Origin of the sequence: Hydrogenophaga bisanensis, assembly GCF_042665135.1 — a bacterium.
GTDB lineage: Bacteria > Pseudomonadota > Gammaproteobacteria > Burkholderiales > Burkholderiaceae_C > Hydrogenophaga > Hydrogenophaga bisanensis.
Genome location: NZ_JBHTBX010000002.1, coordinates 445585 through 463025 on the forward strand (window position 1 = coordinate 445585; position 17441 = coordinate 463025).

Here is a 17441-nt window from a genome sequence, read left to right on the forward strand (position 1 = left end):
CCATGCGCAAGCGATATCAGCGCGGGGCCATGCGAGGGGTTTTCTGGTTGCTGGCCATGGCCTCCATGGCGGTGGCACTGGCCTTGATGATGGGTGACAACGATGCGACGGTGACCCTTTTCTGGTTTCCCTATCGCTTTGATGCCTCGTTCAACCTCATCCTGGTGCTGTTGCTCGCCAGCTTCGCCCTGCTGTACCTCGGCCTCAGGGGATTTGCCACCTTGCGGGAGATTCCCCGGCGGGCGCGGCGCTGGCGCGACCGTCAGATCGAGCGTGCCGCAGTGTCCGGTATTCTGGATGCCCTGGCCTATCAGCTGGCGGGCCGATTTGTCCGCGCGCACACGTCCGCGGGTGAGGCGCTGCGTCACCTGGATGAGCTTTCGGAAGAGCCTGCTGGCCTCAATCTGGGACAGATGCGTCTGCTGGCCCACCTGCTGGCCGCGGAAAGCGCACAGTCGCTCCAGAATCGGGGTGCGCGCGATGAACACCTGGGTGTGGCGCTTCAGTCCTCATTGGCCAGGCACGCGCCGGATGCACACGAAGGCGCCCTTCTTCGGGCGATTCGCTGGGCGATCGAGGACCGCAACCCATCGCTGGCGCGCTCGCGCTTGCAGGATGTCCCTCAAGGGGCCGCGCGACGCATCCAGGCCTTGCGACTGCGTTTGCGCGTGGCCCGTCTGGATGGTTCTGTCGCCGAAGCGTTGGAAGTCACCCGTCTGCTGACCAAGCATCGCGCCTTCTCACCCGATGCGGGGAAAAGCCTTGTGCGCGGACTGGCACTCGATGCACTGAGGCAGGCGCGAGATTTCAACCAGTTGCAGAACGTCTGGCACAAGCTCACCGAATCCGAGAAGTCCATGCCGGAACTGGTGCTGGCGGGGGCGCAGCGTGCTCACGAGCTGCTGGCCCTGGAGACAGACACCGGGTCCGAGGGGCAGGCCGATGGGGCACAGAAGGTGCTCGGCTGGATAGAACCGATCTGGCCCCAGGTCGCCAATCTGGATGACGAATCGCTGCGGCGCCTGGTCAAGGTGATCGAGCCCGCCATGGCACATGTGGAGGGACCGTGGCTCTCCCGCATCGAGCAGGCGCTTCAGGATGCCCCTGGCAACCCCTATTGGCAATATCTGGTGGGGCAGGCCTGCCTGCAGCGCCGGTTGTGGGGGAAGGCCGCCCTGTTGTTGGGACAGGCCAGTCACGGCTTGCGCGATCCCGGCCTGCTGCGCCGCACCTGGCGTTCTTTGGCGCGTCTCGCTGAGGAACGTGGAGACCACGCCGCTGTGGTCTCTGCCTTGCAACGCGCAGCCAGCATCGACTGAGTTCGACAGTGCCCCGAGGCTGGTGAGATCGGGCCGAAACGGATGTGAATGGCGCACAAAAAAGCCGCTCTTTGAAGAGCGGCTTTTTCACTGGTGATGCCTTCAGGGGACCGACCCGGATGCACCAAAGCGCATCCGAGCCGGATGGGAGCATCACCGATTCTCGAAAGGCAGGGTGACCTGGCGCAGATCCCGTCGGGTTTCGACCAGCACCAGCGGACCTTCATCGACCACCACCACCGGGCGGGGTTCACGTGGCACATGAACCGGCTTGGGTTCCGCGGCAATCGCTGCCTGAACCTTGGCGACTTTCTCCTGGTCCGAGTTCACCCATTCCAGCCCAACTGCCTGTGCCACTTGCTGCATGTCGTCCACGGGCAGCGTGTAGGCGGACACGGCAGGCATGCCGGGAGTCTGGGCAGCGGCGGGCGCAGGTGCCGCGGCCACCGTGTTCACCGCCAGCACGGCGACCGGTTCGACCGTTGCTGCGACCACCGGGGTATCCACGTCGACAGGCGACTCGGCGGATGCCGAGGGTGCCACAGGCATGGTGAAGTAGCTGCGCTGCGGTGCCTCTTCGGCCGGTGCCTCGGCGGGCGTCTCGACTGGCTCGTTCCGGGTGTCGGCGCTGGTAACTTCCTCGCGCGAACGTTCCCGGCGATCACGTCCGTAGCGATCGCGGCTGCGGCGTTCACGCGGCTGACGCGCAGCCTGGCCTTCGTCCTGCGAGGCTTCCGTGGCTGCCGTGTTGGCCATGTCGGCAGCAGACACCGCGGTGTCCGCAGGAACATCGGTCACGGTCTGTGCGGTGGTGGGTGCTGCAGCCTGAAGATCGTCCGGTTGACGGCGCTGGCGATCACCACGGCCGCGTCGATCACCCCGCTCGCGGCGCTGACCTTCCGCCGTGCTGTCGTTGGTCTCCGTGGGGGTGACGCCCGAGGCGTTCTCGACCATGTTCTGTCCCTGGGCACCCTGCTGATCGCGGCGGCCACGGCCGTTACGGCCCTCCGGTCGGCCGGTCTGCTCCTGGCGCGTGTCGCCGCGCTCACGCTGGCCCTCGACGTTGCGCGCGTCTTGCCGGCGTTCGCCCTGTCGACCCTCCACGCGCTCTCCGCGCTCGGCACGCTCTCCGCGGCCGTTGCGCTGTCCCTCGCGTGCCGGGCGTCCTTCGCCGCCGGCTTGCTGGCCGCGATTGCCACGCCCGCCATCGCGTCGGCGATCACCTCGCCCTTCGCCGCGACCCTCGGCCGCCGTGCCGGCGGCCGGGGCGGTACTCGGGGTCACCACCGGGGCCGGCGTGGTCGCTGCCGGCGCCAGGCCGAACAGGCCCTTGAGCCAACCGAAGAAGCCTTTCTCGGCCGGCGCAGCCACCACGGTCGGTGCGGGTGCCGGCGCCGCGGGGGCCGGTGCCGGTGCAGCCTCTGCCTTGGGTGGTGCCACCGGTGCCGGGCCATCGAAGACCACGCCCTTGATCACCGGATCCTGCTTGTTGGTGCGTTCCTGGCTGCGGCGTGTGAAACTGGCCACGTCGTCCACTTCCTCGGCCAGCTTGTAGCTGGAATCCAGGTTGTCCAGGCGCGGGTCGTCGTGCTTGAGGCGCTCCAGTTTGTAGTTCGGCGTGTCCAGCGACTTGTTGGGTACCAGCAGCACGTTGATGCGTTGCTTGAGCTCGATCTTGGTGATTTCCGTGCGCTTTTCGTTGAGCAGGAAGCTCGCCACTTCCACCGGTACCTGCACCAGCACGGCGGCCGTGCTGTCCTTGAGGGACTCTTCCTGAATGATGCGCAGAATCTGCAGCGCCGAGGACTCGGTGTCGCGGATGTGGCCGGAGCCGCCGCAGCGCGGGCAGGGAATCGACGAGCCTTCGCTGAGCATGGGCTTCAGGCGCTGGCGGCTCATCTCCAGCAGGCCGAACTTGCTGATCGAGCCGAACTGCACGCGGGCACGGTCCTGGCGCAATGCGTCGCGCAAACGGTTCTCCACCTCGCGACGGTTCTTGGACTCGTCCATGTCGATGAAGTCGATCACGATCAGGCCGCCGAGATCGCGCAGACGGGCCTGGCGCGCGACTTCGTCTGCGGCCTCCAGGTTGGTGCGGGTGGCGGTTTCCTCGATGTCGCCGCCCTTGATGGCGCGTGCCGAGTTCACGTCCACAGCCACCAGCGCTTCCGTCTGGTCGATCACGATGGCGCCGCCGCTGGGCAAGGTCACGATGCGGCTGTACGCGGTTTCGATCTGGTGTTCGATCTGGAAACGGGAAAACAGCGGGGCATCATCCCGGTACCGCTTGACGCGATGCTTCTGCTCCGGCATCACGTGGCTCATGAACTGGTGAGCCTGTTCGTAAATGTCGTCGGTATCGATCAGGATTTCGCCGATATCGCTGTTGAAATAGTCGCGGATGGCGCGGATCACGAGACTCGATTCCTGATAGATCAGGAACGCACCCTTGCCGGATTGGGCCGCACCATCAATGGCGGTCCAGAGCTTGAGCAGGTAATTGAGGTCCCATTGCAGTTCGGCCGCGTCCCGGCCGATACCCGCCGTGCGGGCAATGATGCTCATGCCATTGGGGTACTCGAGCTGGTCAAGAGCCGCCTTGAGTTCGGCGCGGTCCTCACCCTCGATGCGTCGGCTGACACCACCACCCCGCGGGTTGTTGGGCATCAGCACCACGTAGCGGCCGGCGAGGCTGATGAACGTGGTCAGGGCGGCACCCTTGTTGCCCCGTTCTTCCTTCTCGACCTGAACCAGCAGTTCCTGGCCTTCCTTGATCACGTCGTTGATGCGTGCCTGCGAGGGCGAAACGCTGCCCTGGAAGTACTGACGCGAGATCTCCTTGAACGGCAGGAAGCCGTGACGATCTTCGCCGTAGTCGACGAAACACGCCTCCAGCGAGGGTTCCACCCGCGTGACGACCGCCTTGTAGATGTTTCCCTTGCGCTGTTCGCGCCCTTCGATTTCGATCTCGTAGTCGAGCAGTTTCTGCCCGTCGACAATCGCCAGCCGGCGTTCCTCGGCCTGGGTGGCGTTGATCAGCATGCGCTTCATGGCGGCATTTCCTTCGTAAACACGTTGCACGTCGTCCGGACAGGGCCGGACATCGGGGCTGAAGCCCGCTGACAACGCAAACGAGGGAGGAATTGCCGGAGAGTCGTCGAGGTGGTCGTTGCACGGGCGTTCGCGACAGGCGCGGTGGGCCGTGCGCCCCTTCCTCAAGGCATAGGCGCGTGGAGTCGGTTGACCAGGAAAGGCTGCAGGGATGTCGAAGACATGGACTCGCCGCTGATTTTCTCTGATGTCGCTTCATCCTCGGCCAGCTCAGGGCGCCCATCGTTGGGTCCGCACACAGGGCTGGCCGATTGGGGTATTCCGTTTCGGGTTTGCAATCGTCTCACGGGTTTCCCTGCCTCGCGGACCCGGTCTCTACGGCTGCGTGCCCCGAAAATGCGAGGTCACGCCACGTTTCGGGCGTCAAGCGCGGCAGGTTGCCGGTTGCACAGTCGGCGGCGGCAAGCGTCCGGTTTTCCGGTGTCGCCTGGATGGTTCATCCAAATTCAAGCAAATCAACCACTTACGGCTTTCAGACTGGCAAAGGGCATTATAGTGCGAGGCCCCGCATCGCGGTATCGGTATCAACAGCAGGTTTTCCCTTGAGTTCCAGTCCAACTTCCCACCAGACGCCTGCCGTGCAGCACCTCACGGTCGACGAGGAGTCGGCGGGTCAGCGGCTGGACAACTATCTCATCCGGGTGCTCAAGGGAGTCCCGAAGACCCATATTTACCGGATCATTCGCTCCGGTGAAGTCCGTCGCAACAAGGGTCGTGTGGCAGCCGACGACCGATTGGCGGCGGGGGATGTGCTGCGCGTGCCTCCGGTGCGCGTGTCGGCCCGGCCGCCAGACATGGCGCCTGCCGTGCCCGCCAGGCAGTTCCCCGTGCTCCATGAAGACGATGCTTTCCTGGCCATCGACAAACCGGCCGGGGTGGCTGTGCACGGGGGCAGTGGGGTCAGCTCCGGTGTCATCGAGCAAATGCGTCAGGCCAGGCCGCAGGCCCGATTGCTGGAGCTCGTGCATCGCCTCGACCGCGAAACCAGTGGCGTGCTGCTGATCGCCAAGAAACGCAGCGCACTCAAGGCCTTGCAGGACCAGTTCCGCGAACGCGAAACCGGAAAAACCTATCTCGCCCTCGTCAAAGGTGCCTGGCCGCAGCGACTGAAGGTGCTGGACCAGCCACTGCACAAATACCTGTTGCCTGACGGAGAGCGACGTGTGAAGGTCGTTTCGCGCGATGATCCGGATGGCATGCGATCCATTTCCCTGGTGCGGGTGGTCCGTCATCTGCCGCCAGCGCCGGAATTGGCGCTGTCCTCTCCGCAGGGCTTCAGCCTGCTGGAAGTCACGATCAAGACCGGGCGTACCCATCAGATACGTGTTCATCTCGCGCATGCAGGTCATCCGATTGTGGGTGACGACAAATACGGCGATTTCGAACTCAATCGCCAAATGGACCGACGGGGACTCAAGCGCATGTTTCTGCATGCCTGGCGCCTCAAATTTGTGCATCCGGTGACGGGTGAGGCAGTGGAATTGCAGGCCAAATTGCCTCCGGATCTTGAGGCCTTCCTGCATTGAATGAATTTGGTATTAGAATTGGCCCCGCATCGTTGGGATGCAGATTCCGATCAATACAATTTCTTTCAAACACAAGACACAAGGATCGACAATGGCAACCTATTCCGAATTGATGGCGCAGGCGCAGGCACTCATGGCGCAGGCCGAACAAGCGCGCAAGGATGAGCTGGCTTCCGTGATTGCCGACATCAAGGCAAAGATGAAGCAATACGGCATCACAGTGTCTGACCTGGGTGGTGCCAGTGCCGCTGGGCGCAAGGCGGCCAAGAGCAAATCGGCGGCACCCGCCAAATACCGCGGTCCGAATGGTGAGCTCTGGGCCGGCGGCCCCGGTCGCAAGCCGGAATGGGTTCGCGCCGTTCTGGCTGCAGGCAAGAGCATCGAAGACTTCCGGATCTGAACCCGGTCGCACCTGCGGCGTGATGGTTTCGGGGGCGCTTGTGCGCCCCTTTCTGTTTTCTGTGGCGTGCCCGAGTCTGTCAGTCCTGTCATTCCGGGCATTCGATTGGGCGATTCGTTGCGACGGATAATCGGTGTCCTTCAATTTCACCGCTGCCCATGCGACCCCGACAGTTCGATCTCATTGCCTTCGACTGGGATGGCACCCTGTTCGACTCCACAGCCATCATCGTCCGTTGCATCCAGGCGGCGGTGGCCGATGTGGGCGGGCGTGTGCCCGATGACCGGTCAGCCAGCTATGTGATTGGCATGGGCCTGATGCAGGCACTGGCGCATGCCGCGCCCGATGTCCCGCCGGAACGGTATCCGCTGTTGGGTGAGCGCTACCGCCACCACTATCTGGCCCACCAGCATGACATCAGTCTGTTTGATGGGGTTCTGCCCATGCTGCACATGCTGCGGGAGCGGCACCACTGGTTGACGGTGGCCACGGGCAAAAGCCGGCGCGGACTCGATGAGGCCCTGCGCAGCACCGAGTTGCATGGCGTTTTCGATGGCTCCCGAACGGCCGACGAGACCGCTGGCAAGCCTGACCCCAAAATGCTGCTGGAACTGATGCGGGAGTTTGGTGTCGAGGCCGATCGGGTTCTGATGATCGGTGACACCACCCACGACCTCCAGATGGCGGTCAATGCCGGCTGTGCCAGCGTCGGCGTGAGCTATGGCGCTCACGAACCCGATGGGTTCGATGCCCTGTCGCCCCGTTACGTGGCGCATTCCGTTCAGGCACTTCATGACTGGCTGCAAGCCCATGCCTGATCAGCAGGACGTTAACGATGGCATGTTGCATCCCCTGTGCAACAGCCGCGACCTGGTCGACAGCGGTCTTGCCGCGTCCTTCGATGTGATCTATGCCGGACAGACCTGCCGCGCCTTCGCCATCCGGTTCCGCGGACAGGTCCATGCCTACCTCAACCGCTGTACGCACGTGGCCATGGAAATGGACTGGCGACCGGACCACTTCTTTGACGATACCGGTCAGTGGCTGCTGTGCGCCACCCATGGAGCGCACTACGACCCGGCGACCGGCGCCTGCCGGGGAGGTCCCTGCAAGGGCGGCCTGATCCGCATCGATGTGGTCGAGCGGGACGGGGTCGTTCACTGGCGTTCACAATACCACCTGAAACCAGCTCTTTTCTGAGCTGGGTCTCCACCTGCTGTCATGACCGAAGAGAACACCGCCCATCCCGTACCCCCTCTGACCCAGCCGCCGGCTTCCGTTGCCGCATCCGGCTGGGAAAGGGCGACCATCGAGAAACTCCTGATGGCCAGTCTGCGCGAGCAGCAGGCGGCCAGACGCTGGCGCTGGTTCGGTCGCCTGTTCTGGCTGGCGCTGATCGGCGGCGCTGTCTGGCTCGCGCTTCAGTCGGGCCAGGTCACGCACCAGACTGCCTCGCCCCACACGGCGGTGGTGGAAATCAGCGGCGAAATCGCCGCCGAGTCCGAGGCCAGCGCCGAGAACGTGGTGTCTGCCGTTCGTCAGGCCTTTGAGGACAATGGTGCCCAGGCGGTGGTGCTGTTGATCAATTCGCCGGGTGGCAGCCCGGTGCAGGCCGGCATCATCAACGACGAGATCCATCGCCTCAAGGCGATGCACGGCAAGAAGGTCTATGCCGTCGTGGAAGAAACCTGCGCGTCGGCTGCGTACTACATCGCGGCGGCGGCCGACAACATCTATGTCGACAAAGCCAGTCTGGTGGGCAGCATTGGCGTGCTCATGGACGGTTTTGGCTTCACCGGACTGATGGACAAGCTGGGCATCGAGCGCAGACTGATGACGGCGGGTGAAAACAAGGCGATGCTCGACCCGTTCAGCCCGCAGGACGAGAGCCAGAAGGCGTACATCCAGTCCATGCTGGCGGAAATTCACCAGCAGTTCATCGAAGTCGTCCGCAAGGGCCGGGGGGATCGGCTGGAGAACAACCCCGACATTTTCTCTGGCCTTGTCTGGAGTGGCCAGCAGGCGGTGGCCCTTGGTCTGGCCGACGGTCTGGGCAACCTGGACTACGTGGCGCGCGAGGTCGTGCAGGCCGAAGACATCGTCGACTACACCCAGCGCGAACCGGTGGGCCTTCGACTGGCCAAACAGTTCGGCATGAGCATCGGCCAGGGTATCTGGCAGGCGGCGTCCGCCGCCGGCGTGAAGCTGCGCTGAACTGATCTGATCTGCTTGAACTTGCCTACCAATCACGGAGGATTTGCTTGATCACCAAAGCCGTTTTTCCCGTTGGCGGACTCGGTACCCGCTTCCTGCCTGCCACCAAGGCCATTCCCAAGGAGATGCTGCCGGTGGTGGACAAGCCACTGATCCAGTACGCGGTGGAGGAGGCCTATGCCGCCGGTGTCAGGGAAATGATCTTCGTCACCGGTCGTCACAAGCGCGCCATCGAGGACCACTTCGACACGGCCTACGAACTGGAGGCCGAACTGGAGCAGGCGAACAAGAAAGCACTGCTGGACCTGGTTCATTCGATCAAACCCGACGACATGGACTGCGTGTACGTGCGTCAGCCGAGGGCTCTGGGACTGGGGCATGCCGTGCTGTGCGCCGAGCGATTGGTCGGCGACGAACCGTTTGCCGTGCTGCTGGCCGATGACCTGATGCTCGGTCGCGACCAGGCCTCAGGGGGCCCCACCGTGCTCCAGCAGATGGTCCGTGCCTATGAGCAGCACCAGGGCACCATCCTGGCGGTGCAGGACGTCCCGCGCGCAGAGACCCGTCGCTACGGGGTGGTGGATGTCCGCGGGGTCAATGAACCGGTGGCCGAGGTGTTCGGCATGGTGGAGAAGCCGGTTCCCGAAGTGGCGCCGTCCACGCTGGCCGTGGCCGGGCGCTACATCCTCACCCCTGCCGTGTTTGAAAGCATTCGCCGTCAGCCCAGGGGCGCTGGCGGTGAAATCCAGCTGACAGACGGCATTGCTGCCCTCATCGGAACCGAGAAAGTGTTTGCCTACCGCTACGACGGCCGGCGATACGACTGTGGCAGCAAGCAGGGTTTTCTGGAGGCCACCATCGATCTGGCGCTGGCCAATCCGGAGCTCAGTGCCAGCGTGCGAGAGCACATGGTGCGCGCACTGGGCTGACGCATTTCGGGTGCCATTGGTCAGGCGCCCAGCAGGAAAATGCCCGGCAGATCCAGCGGCATCTGTGACGCCCAGCCCTGCTGACGCCACTGACTGACGGTCCCGCTGCGCAGGGCTTCCTCAGGCAGGGTGAGGCCGCAGGCCAGTGCCAGACGCGTGCCAGGTTGCAGGCTCTGCAGCAGGGTCTGCAGCAGGGCTGCATTTCGATAGGGCGTCTCGATCAGGATCTGTGTCTGGCCGGTGCGCAGGGCCAGTTGCTCTAGTTCCTTCAGGCGCCGCGTGCGCCCGGCCGGATCGCTGGGGATGTAGCCGACGAACGCGAAGTTCTGGCCGTTCAGGCCGCTGGCCGCCAGTGCCAGCATGAGAGACACCGGGCCGGTCAGGGCCCTGACCACGATGCCATGGGCATGGGCTGCCCGGACCACCGAGCTGCCAGGGTCGGCAATCGCCGGCATGCCGGCCTCGCTGACCAGGGCCATGTCGTGACCCTGCAGGGCAGGTTCGATCAGCGGCCTGATCTCGGCCGTGTAGCTATCGCCGGGGCGGTGATCTCCCTGCTTGTGGATGCTTCGGGGCAGTTCCACGATGGACTGTGCCTGCAGGGGGGCCGCCAGCGGGTGCGTGAGCGCCACACGCTTGAGGAAGGCGCGGGTGGACTTGGCGTTCTCCGTGATCCAGTGGGTGATGCCGGATGCCCTGTGCAGGGTGGCTTCGGGCAGCACACCGGTCAGTGGCGCAGCCTCTTGGCCCTGCTGGAGGCAACCGAAATCCAGTGGGGTGGGGATCAGGTACAGCGTGCCGGCCATGTCCGAAATCTCAGAGCAAGGGGATGCCCGCCGCGCGGATCATCCGGCAGGTGCGGATCAGCGGCAGGCCCACCAGGGCGGTGGGATCGTCGTTGTCAATCCGTTCGAGCAGCGCAATGCCCAGTCCTTCGCTGCGGGCGCTGCCGGCGCAGTCGTAAGGTTCCTCGGCCCGCAGGTAGCGTTCGATCTCCTCGTCGGTCAGGTGCCGGAAGGTCACCTCGACCGGCGCCAGATCGACCTGCTCAAAGCCGGTGTGCCGGCAAACCACGGCCAGGGCGGTCTGGAACACGACGGTTTGCCCGCTCATGGCCTTCAGTTGGGCCACCGCCCGCTCATGGGTGCCTGGCTTTCCAAGGGATTGGCCGTGCAGGTCGGCGACCTGATCGCTGCCGATGACCACGGCATCGGGGTGGCGATCCGCGACGTCGCGGGCCTTGGCCAGGGCCAGCCTGCGCGCCAGCGCCACCGGCGCTTCGCCAGGCTGCGGGGTTTCATCGACGCGAGGTGCGTCGGTTTCGAAAGCAATGCGCAGCCGTTCCAGAAGCTCACGACGGTACTTGGAGGTGGAGCCCAGAATGAGGCGGCGCGCAGAGGAAGGGTTTGTCATTTCGCTATTGTCGGCCCATTCTTTTAAACTCCCTGTGATGAGCAAAAGCGCTGCCAAACAGAACTGGAATCCGGATCGCCTCGACATCATGGCCATGGCCCAGGCCGGTGGATCCCTGGCGTCGGAAGACCCCGTCTCCGCCTATGAACGGCTGGGTGCCGAAGTCTTCGCGCCTGATGGACAGGCCTTGCCGTCGCAGGTCTCGTGGTCGGCGCGCGCGGAGCTTCGTCAGGGCAGTGGTGTGCAGGTCGATCCCTGGTTGCACCTTCAGGCGACCGTCACGATTCCCCTGTGCTGCCAGCGGTGTCTCCAGCCCGCAGACGTGCGCCTGGAAGTGGATCGCTGGTTCCGCTTCGTCGCGGACGAGGCGACCGCAGAGGCCCAGGACGACGAATGCGAGGAGGATGTGCTGGCGCTGGAGCCCAGACCCCGCTTGCGGGACCTGATCGAGGACGAGTTGCTGATGGTCATTCCCCTGGTGCCGATGCACGAAGCCTGTCCTCAGACACCGCCTCAGCTGTTGCAGGCCAGCACCGAAGCCGAACTTCCTGACGAGCGGCCCCATCCGTTTGCCGCCCTGTCCGGGCTCAAGCGCGGATCCGACTGACGGTGATGTGCGAGTCGCTTCACTTCAGGCTATAATGCTTGGCTTTGCGCTGGCATGCATATCACGGAATGTGTAAGGTACGTGGCGCACCCCCTCAGACCCATACCGATCCCCGGATCCCAAGGAGCCCAACATGGCCGTCCAGCAAAACAAGAAGTCGCCTTCCAAGCGCGGCATGCACCGTTCGCACAACGCCCTGACCGTGCCCGGCATCGCCGTCGAGCCGACCACTGGCGAAACCCACCTGCGTCACCACATCAGCCCCAACGGTTTCTACCGTGGCCGTCAGGTGCTCAAGAACAAGTCAGAAGCCTGATGTGAGGGCTCGCTGCAGGCAGGATCGCGATACCGCGAGCCGGTCGCAGGAGTCCGCACAGGCGCCGGCCCGCATGTCTCATGCGGGCTTTTTTGTTTCTGGTGGCCTGTGGGCTGCCGAATCCAGGTTCTCAGAATGATCACCATTGCTGTGGATTGCATGGGGGGAGACGTCGGCCCGGCGTCCACCTTGCCGGCGTGTGCGGCCTTTCTGGACAGTCATCCGGAGGTCCGGTTGCTGCTGGTTGGCCGACCGGAGGCCATGAGTGCCTGGCCCAGTGTGCTGCAGCACCCCCGCTGTCAGGTGGTGCCGGCGACCGAGGTGGTCGCGATGGACGATCCGGTCGAGGTGGCGCTGCGCAAGAAGAAGGATTCTTCGATGCGGGTGGCCATCACCCAGGTCAAGGACGGTGCTGCCCAGGCGATCGTGTCCGCTGGCAACACCGGTGCGCTCATGGCCATCGCGCGCTACGTGCTCAAGACGCTGGACGGTATTGATCGTCCGGCGATCGCCACCCAGATGCCCAATGCCCGGGGTGGGGCCACGACCGTGCTGGACCTGGGGGCAAACGTCGACTGCTCGCCAGAGCATCTGCTGCAATTTGCCGTCATGGGGTCGGCACTCGTGCAGGCCGTCAGCGGTCTTGCATCCCCGTCGGTGGGCCTGCTCAACGTGGGCGAAGAGGTCATCAAGGGCAGCGAGGTCATCAAGCAGGCGGGTGTCCTGCTGCGCAGGGCGGCCGAGGCCGGCGACCTCAACTTCCACGGCAACGTCGAAGGTGATGACATCTTCAAGGGCACCACCGACATCGTGGTGTGCGACGGCTTTGTCGGCAATGTGGCGCTCAAGGCCAGCGAAGGCCTGGCTTCCATGATCGGTGCATTCATCAAGGAAGAGTTCTCGCGCAGCATCTTCACCAAAATGGGTGCCTTGTTTGCCTATCCGGTGTTATCCGCCTTCAAAAAGCGGGTCGACCATCGCCGCTACAACGGCGGTGCCTTGCTGGGGTTGCGCGGTCTGGTGTTCAAGAGCCATGGATCGGCCGATGCGTTCGCGTTTGAGCATGCCCTGGCGCGGGCGTATGATGCAGCCCGCAACCACCTGCTGGAGAGCGTGAGGGATCGCATCGCTCACGCGGCGCCGCTGATGTCCGCGGCGCTGCAAGCCCAAGACGCTGGTGCTGCCACCTCTGCCTGACCGAATCCGATACCTACCGAATGTCCCGCTACGCCCGCATCACCGGAACCGGCAGCTGTCTGCCGCCGCGCCAGCTGTCCAATGCCGACATGGTCGAGCTGTTGGCACAACGCCAGATCGAGACCAGTGACGAGTGGATCGTTGAGCGGACCGGCATCCGTTCGCGGCATTTCGTGGACGATGGTGTGTTCGCCAGCGATCTCGGGGTGCAGGCGGCGCGTCAGGCACTCAAGGCTGCTGGCGTGGACGCGGCCGACATCGATCTCATCATTGTGGCGACGTCGACCCCGGACATGGTCTTTCCGTCCACGGCAGCCATCATCCAGCACAAGCTGGGAGTGGCCGGCTGTCCGGTGTTCGATGTTCAGGCGGTCTGCAGCGGCTTCATTTACGCACTGACGGTGGCCGACGCCATGATCAAGGCGGGCACCGCCACCCGTGCGCTGGTGATCGGGGCGGAGGTGTTTTCCCGCCTGCTCGACTTCAACGACCGCACCACCTGCGTGCTCTTCGGGGATGGTGCGGGCGCGGTCGTGCTGGAGGTGTCGGATACGCCCGGCATCCTGGCCACCGACATCCACGCGGACGGCAAGCACGTCGGCATCCTGTGTGTGCCGGGCCATGTGTCGGGCGGCCAGATCCTGGGCGATCCCCTGCTCAAGATGGACGGCCAGGCTGTGTTCAAGCTGGCGGTCGGTGTGCTCGAAGACGCTGCGCGGGCTGTGCTGGCCAAGGCGGGTCGAACCGAAGCCGACATCGACTGGCTGATTCCCCACCAGGCCAATATCCGGATCATGGCGGGCACGGCGCGCAAGCTCAAATTGCCCATGGACAAGGTCGTCGTGACGGTGGATCGGCACGGCAACACCTCGGCGGCGTCCATCCCTCTGGCGCTGGATCACGCGGTGCGTGCCGGGCAGGTCAAACCCGGGCAGACCCTGCTGCTAGAGGGTGTGGGCGGCGGTTTCACCTGGGGTGCGGTCCTCGTCGACTTCTGACACAGGGCTGCAGCAGCCTGCCGATGGCAGCGGGCGCGCGGCCTCACTTACCTTGGAGACTCCTTCGACATGAGCCAGTTTGCTTTCGTATTCCCGGGTCAGGGCTCGCAGTCCGTCGGCATGCTTGATGCCTGGGGTGATCACCCGGTGGTGATCGAGACCCTGAACGAGGCGTCCGATGCCCTCGGTGAAGACGTGGGCCGTTTGATCAAGGAGGGCCCCAAGGAGGCGCTGGCCCTGACGACCAATACACAGCCCGTCATGCTGGTGGCAGGCGTCGCTGCCTGGCGGGTCTGGGTGGCCGAGGGTGGCGCCATGCCTGCGGCTGTGGCCGGTCACTCGCTGGGCGAGTACTCGGCGCTTGTGGCCTCCGGGGTGTTGACGCTGACCCAGGCGGCGCCGCTGGTGCGTTTCCGCGCTGCCGCCATGCAGGAAGCGGTGCCGGTGGGCACCGGCGCGATGGCGGCCATCCTGGGCATGGATGCAGCCAGGGTTCGGGAAGGCTGTGCCGAGGCTCAGGCTTCGTTTGGTCCCGGCAGTGCCGAGGTGGTCGAGGCGGTCAACTTTAACGATCCCGCCCAGACCGTGATTGCCGGCAGCAAGGCTGCCGTCGACAAGGCCTGCGAGGTGCTCAAGGCCAACGGCGCCAAGCGGGCCTTGCCCCTGCCAGTGTCGGCTCCCTTCCATTCCAGCCTCATGAAGCCCGCCGCCGAGAAGCTGCGTGCCCGTCTGGCCGAGACGGTGCTGGCGGCTCCGCGATTCCCGGTGATCAACAACATCGACGTGGCGGTGGAGTCAGACGCCGATCGCATCCGTGATGCCTTGTACCGCCAGGCCTTCGGTCCGGTTCGCTGGGTCGAGTGCGTGCAGGCCATCAAGGCCCGCGGCATCTCGACCATCGTCGAATGCGGCCCCGGCAAGGTGCTGGCTGGCATGACCAAGCGCATCGACGGCGAACTGACGGGGTCTGCCCTTTACGATCCCGCGACGCTGGCCGAAGTCAAGACCTTGCTGTCCTGACCGCCTGTCATTCATTCCGAACAGGAGAGGAACATGTCCGAGAACGTTTTTGCTGGTCAGGTGGCCCTGGTCACCGGTGCTTCACGGGGCATCGGAGCGGCCATCGCACTCGAACTCGCCCGCAAAGGGCTGAAAGTCATCGGCACCGCCACGACCGATGACGGTGCGGCCAAGATCAGCCAGGCCCTAGCCAACTTCGAGTTCTGTCGTGGCGCGCGGCTGGATGTGAACAACGCGACCGAAGCCGAGGCCCTGATCGACGCCATCGTCAAGGAGCACGGTGCGCTGCATGTACTGGTCAACAACGCAGGCATCACCCGCGACATGCTGGCCATGCGGCTGAAGGATGAGGACTGGGATGCGGTACTGGATACCAATCTCAAGGCGGTGTTCCGCATGAGCCGCGCCGTGATCCGCCCGATGATGAAGCAGCGTTACGGGCGCATCATCAGCATCACCAGCGTGGTGGGAGCCTCCGGCAACCCGGGGCAGGCGAACTATGCGGCGGCCAAGGCCGGTGTGGCCGGCATGACCCGCGCGCTGGCGCGAGAGCTGGGCAGCCGCAACATCACGGTCAACTGTGTGGCCCCTGGCTTCATTGAGACCGACATGACCGCATCGCTGCCTGAAGAACAACAGAAAGCCCTGCTGGGCCAGATCCCTCTGGGGCACCTGGGCAAGCCGGCCGACATTGCGCATGCCGTGGCCTATCTAGCCAGCCCCCAGGCGGCCTATGTCACCGGGCAGGAACTGCATGTCAACGGTGGCATGTTCATGGCCTGAGGCCGGAACCGGTACGATCACGCCGCGCAGGCCGCCCGGCGGGCCGTTCTAGGGGTGCTACCCTAGCCCGGCTAAAATGGCGGTTTGTATCTCAACCACCCTTAGAGGGACTTATGAGCGATATCGAAGCACGTGTGAAGAAAATCATTGCCGAGCAACTCGGCGTGGAAGAAGGTCAGGTCACCAACGAGAAGGCTTTCGTGGCCGATCTGGGTGCTGACTCGCTCGACACCGTGGAACTGGTGATGGCCCTCGAAGACGAGTTCGGCATCGAGATTCCGGACGAAGACGCCGAGAAGATCACGACCGTGCAGAACGCCATCGACTACGCTGTCGCCCACCAGAAAGCCTGATTGCCCATGAGCCGCCGTCGCGTCGTCGTGACCGGCCTGGGTTGCATCAGCCCCGTGGGCAACACGGTGTCTGACGCCTGGGCCAACCTCCTGGCCGGCCAGTCCGGTATCGACCTGATCACCAAGTTCGATGCCTCGGCCATGGCCTGCAAGATTGCCGGGGAGGTCAAGGGTTTTGATCTCGAGTCCTACATCGGTGCCAAAGAGGCACGGACGATGGACACCTTCATCCATTACGGCATTGCTGCGGCCCACCAGGCCGTGATGGATGCCGGGCTTCCCACCGGGGAGTCGCTGGATGAGGAAACGGCCACGCGCATCGGCTGCATCATCGGCTCGGGTATCGGCGGTCTTCCGCTGATTGAAGAGACACACACCGAACTCACGAACCGTGGTCCACGCAGGATCTCGCCGTTCTTTGTCCCGGCGTCGATCATCAACATGATCTCGGGTCATGTGTCGATGCGGTTCGGTTTCAAGGGCCCCAATCTGGCGGTCGTCACCGCCTGCACCACCGGACTGCATTGCATTGGTGAAGCTGCCCGCAAGATCGAATACGGCGATGCCGATGTGATCGTGGCCGGCGGGTCCGAGGCCACGGTGTCGCCCTTGGGCGTCGGCGGTTTTGCCGCCATGCGAGCCCTGTCCACCCGCAATGAAGACCCCAAGACCGCTTCCCGTCCCTGGGACAAGGACCGTGACGGTTTTGTCCTGGGTGAGGGCGCGGGTGTGATGGTGCTGGAAGAGTACGAGCACGCCAAGGCACGCGGTGCGAAGATCTACGCCGAGGTGGCGGGCTACGGCATGAGCGCGGACGCTGGTCACATGACCGCCCCGAACATGGACGGGCCCAGGCGCGCCATGCTCAATGCCCTGCGCAACGCCGGACTCAACGCCGACCAGGTGGACTACATCAATGCCCACGGCACGTCCACCCCGTTGGGCGATGTCAACGAAACCAATGCCATCAAGGCGGCTCTCGGGGATCACGCCCGCAAGCTGGTGGTCAACTCGACCAAATCGATGACCGGTCACCTGCTGGGAGGTGCCGGCGGCATCGAGAGTGTCTTCACGGTGCTGGCGCTCCACCACCAGAAGAGTCCGCCGACCATCAACATCTTCAACCAGGATCCTGACTGCGACCTGGATTACTGTGCGAACACCGCGCGGGACATGAAGATCGATGTGGCCGTGAAGAACAACTTCGGCTTCGGCGGCACCAACGGAACGCTGGTGTTCAAGCGCGCCTGATTCC

18 protein-coding genes are annotated in these 17441 nt (G+C 64.3%); 15 read left to right on the plus strand and 3 right to left on the minus strand.

The window, feature by feature from the left end; translation table 11 throughout:
* The first annotated feature begins 2 nt into the window (after nucleotides 1–2).
* The gene (locus ACFQNJ_RS04795) at nucleotides 3–1319 is read left to right on the plus strand and encodes a heme biosynthesis HemY N-terminal domain-containing protein (protein WP_382254342.1); all 1317 of its coding nucleotides are present in this window, start codon (nucleotides 3–5) and stop codon (nucleotides 1317–1319) included.
* A gap of 153 nt (nucleotides 1320–1472) precedes the next feature.
* Here the strand turns inward: ACFQNJ_RS04795 and ACFQNJ_RS04800 are convergent, their stop codons facing one another.
* Entirely contained in the window at nucleotides 1473–4370 is a 2898-nt protein-coding gene (locus tag ACFQNJ_RS04800; protein ID WP_382254344.1) for an Rne/Rng family ribonuclease, read from the minus strand.
* A 437-nt stretch (nucleotides 4371–4807) separates the two neighbouring features.
* Between ACFQNJ_RS04800 and ACFQNJ_RS04805 the strand changes: the two genes are divergently transcribed.
* From ACFQNJ_RS04805 to galU, 6 genes are all read left to right on the plus strand, one after another.
* Complete coding sequence (locus ACFQNJ_RS04805) at nucleotides 4808–5956, plus strand: RluA family pseudouridine synthase (RefSeq protein ID WP_382254346.1); 1149 nt, start codon at nucleotides 4808–4810, stop codon at nucleotides 5954–5956.
* Between the two features lie 37 nt (nucleotides 5957–5993).
* Nucleotides 5994–6356, plus strand: a complete 363-nt coding sequence (locus ACFQNJ_RS04810) for an H-NS histone family protein (RefSeq protein WP_382254349.1) — start codon at nucleotides 5994–5996, stop codon at nucleotides 6354–6356.
* A 158-nt stretch (nucleotides 6357–6514) separates the two neighbouring features.
* Nucleotides 6515–7174, plus strand: coding sequence for an HAD family hydrolase (locus ACFQNJ_RS04815; RefSeq protein ID WP_382254351.1), 660 nt, complete (start codon nucleotides 6515–6517; stop codon nucleotides 7172–7174).
* Nucleotides 7175–7196: 22 nt separating this feature from the next.
* Entirely contained in the window at nucleotides 7197–7556 is a 360-nt protein-coding gene (locus ACFQNJ_RS04820) for a Rieske (2Fe-2S) protein (RefSeq protein ID WP_382254353.1), read from the plus strand.
* Between the two features lie 21 nt (nucleotides 7557–7577).
* The gene (locus ACFQNJ_RS04825) at nucleotides 7578–8570 is read left to right on the plus strand and encodes a S49 family peptidase (protein ID WP_382254356.1); all 993 of its coding nucleotides are present in this window, start codon (nucleotides 7578–7580) and stop codon (nucleotides 8568–8570) included.
* A 41-nt stretch (nucleotides 8571–8611) separates the two neighbouring features.
* On the plus strand, nucleotides 8612–9499 hold the full coding sequence (gene galU, locus ACFQNJ_RS04830; RefSeq protein ID WP_374640738.1) for a UTP--glucose-1-phosphate uridylyltransferase GalU: 888 nt from the start codon (nucleotides 8612–8614) through the stop codon (nucleotides 9497–9499).
* A 20-nt stretch (nucleotides 9500–9519) separates the two neighbouring features.
* Here the strand turns inward: galU and ACFQNJ_RS04835 are convergent, their stop codons facing one another.
* Nucleotides 9520–10305, minus strand: a complete 786-nt coding sequence (locus ACFQNJ_RS04835) for an SAM-dependent methyltransferase (protein WP_382254358.1) — start codon at nucleotides 10303–10305, stop codon at nucleotides 9520–9522.
* 10 nt (nucleotides 10306–10315) lie between these two features.
* A complete protein-coding gene (locus tag ACFQNJ_RS04840; protein ID WP_382254361.1) occupies nucleotides 10316–10912 on the minus strand; it encodes a Maf family protein in 597 nt (198 codons plus the stop codon).
* 37 nt (nucleotides 10913–10949) lie between these two features.
* Here ACFQNJ_RS04840 and ACFQNJ_RS04845 point away from each other — a divergent pair, with 37 nt between their 5' ends.
* From ACFQNJ_RS04845 to fabF, 8 genes are all read left to right on the plus strand, one after another.
* Nucleotides 10950–11519 carry a YceD family protein gene (locus tag ACFQNJ_RS04845; protein ID WP_374640707.1) on the plus strand — a complete coding sequence of 190 codons (570 nt, stop codon included), beginning with the start codon at nucleotides 10950–10952 and terminating at the stop codon, nucleotides 11517–11519.
* Nucleotides 11520–11652: 133 nt separating this feature from the next.
* Complete coding sequence (rpmF, locus tag ACFQNJ_RS04850; protein ID WP_011794326.1) at nucleotides 11653–11835, plus strand: 50S ribosomal protein L32; 183 nt, start codon at nucleotides 11653–11655, stop codon at nucleotides 11833–11835.
* A gap of 135 nt (nucleotides 11836–11970) precedes the next feature.
* Nucleotides 11971–13032 (plus strand): phosphate acyltransferase PlsX, encoded by a 1062-nt coding sequence (gene plsX, locus ACFQNJ_RS04855; protein ID WP_382254364.1) that lies wholly within the window; start codon nucleotides 11971–11973, stop codon nucleotides 13030–13032.
* Nucleotides 13033–13052: 20 nt separating this feature from the next.
* Nucleotides 13053–14030, plus strand: coding sequence for a beta-ketoacyl-ACP synthase III (locus tag ACFQNJ_RS04860; protein ID WP_374640709.1), 978 nt, complete (start codon nucleotides 13053–13055; stop codon nucleotides 14028–14030).
* A 69-nt stretch (nucleotides 14031–14099) separates the two neighbouring features.
* Complete coding sequence (gene fabD, locus ACFQNJ_RS04865; RefSeq protein WP_382254367.1) at nucleotides 14100–15050, plus strand: ACP S-malonyltransferase; 951 nt, start codon at nucleotides 14100–14102, stop codon at nucleotides 15048–15050.
* A gap of 33 nt (nucleotides 15051–15083) precedes the next feature.
* A complete protein-coding gene (gene fabG, locus ACFQNJ_RS04870) occupies nucleotides 15084–15833 on the plus strand; it encodes a 3-oxoacyl-ACP reductase FabG (RefSeq protein ID WP_374640711.1) in 750 nt (249 codons plus the stop codon).
* A gap of 113 nt (nucleotides 15834–15946) precedes the next feature.
* Nucleotides 15947–16186: an acyl carrier protein gene (gene acpP, locus ACFQNJ_RS04875; protein WP_101047920.1), complete on the plus strand. Its 240-nt coding sequence runs from the start codon at nucleotides 15947–15949 to the stop codon at nucleotides 16184–16186.
* A gap of 6 nt (nucleotides 16187–16192) precedes the next feature.
* Complete coding sequence (fabF, locus tag ACFQNJ_RS04880) at nucleotides 16193–17437, plus strand: beta-ketoacyl-ACP synthase II (protein ID WP_382254371.1); 1245 nt, start codon at nucleotides 16193–16195, stop codon at nucleotides 17435–17437.
* Nucleotides 17438–17441: the final 4 nt, after the last annotated feature.

Coding starts and splice junctions, on each gene's coding strand:
- ACFQNJ_RS04835 (WP_382254358.1), bottom strand. CDS start 10,305: ATGGCCGGCACGCTGTACCTGATCCCCACCCCACTGGATTTCGGTTGC.
- ACFQNJ_RS04825 (WP_382254356.1), top strand. CDS start 7,578: ATGACCGAAGAGAACACCGCCCATCCCGTACCCCCTCTGACCCAGCCG.
- ACFQNJ_RS04795 (WP_382254342.1), top strand. CDS start 3: ATGCGCAAGCGATATCAGCGCGGGGCCATGCGAGGGGTTTTCTGGTTG.
- ACFQNJ_RS04845 (WP_374640707.1), top strand. CDS start 10,950: ATGAGCAAAAGCGCTGCCAAACAGAACTGGAATCCGGATCGCCTCGAC.
- fabD (WP_382254367.1), top strand. CDS start 14,100: ATGAGCCAGTTTGCTTTCGTATTCCCGGGTCAGGGCTCGCAGTCCGTC.
- fabF (WP_382254371.1), top strand. CDS start 16,193: ATGAGCCGCCGTCGCGTCGTCGTGACCGGCCTGGGTTGCATCAGCCCC.
- rpmF (WP_011794326.1), top strand. CDS start 11,653: ATGGCCGTCCAGCAAAACAAGAAGTCGCCTTCCAAGCGCGGCATGCAC.
- ACFQNJ_RS04800 (WP_382254344.1), bottom strand. CDS start 4,370: ATGAAGCGCATGCTGATCAACGCCACCCAGGCCGAGGAACGCCGGCTG.
- ACFQNJ_RS04810 (WP_382254349.1), top strand. CDS start 5,994: ATGCAGATTCCGATCAATACAATTTCTTTCAAACACAAGACACAAGGA.
- ACFQNJ_RS04860 (WP_374640709.1), top strand. CDS start 13,053: ATGTCCCGCTACGCCCGCATCACCGGAACCGGCAGCTGTCTGCCGCCG.
- plsX (WP_382254364.1), top strand. CDS start 11,971: ATGATCACCATTGCTGTGGATTGCATGGGGGGAGACGTCGGCCCGGCG.
- ACFQNJ_RS04840 (WP_382254361.1), bottom strand. CDS start 10,912: ATGACAAACCCTTCCTCTGCGCGCCGCCTCATTCTGGGCTCCACCTCC.
- ACFQNJ_RS04820 (WP_382254353.1), top strand. CDS start 7,197: ATGTTGCATCCCCTGTGCAACAGCCGCGACCTGGTCGACAGCGGTCTT.
- ACFQNJ_RS04815 (WP_382254351.1), top strand. CDS start 6,515: ATGCGACCCCGACAGTTCGATCTCATTGCCTTCGACTGGGATGGCACC.
- acpP (WP_101047920.1), top strand. CDS start 15,947: ATGAGCGATATCGAAGCACGTGTGAAGAAAATCATTGCCGAGCAACTC.
- fabG (WP_374640711.1), top strand. CDS start 15,084: ATGTCCGAGAACGTTTTTGCTGGTCAGGTGGCCCTGGTCACCGGTGCT.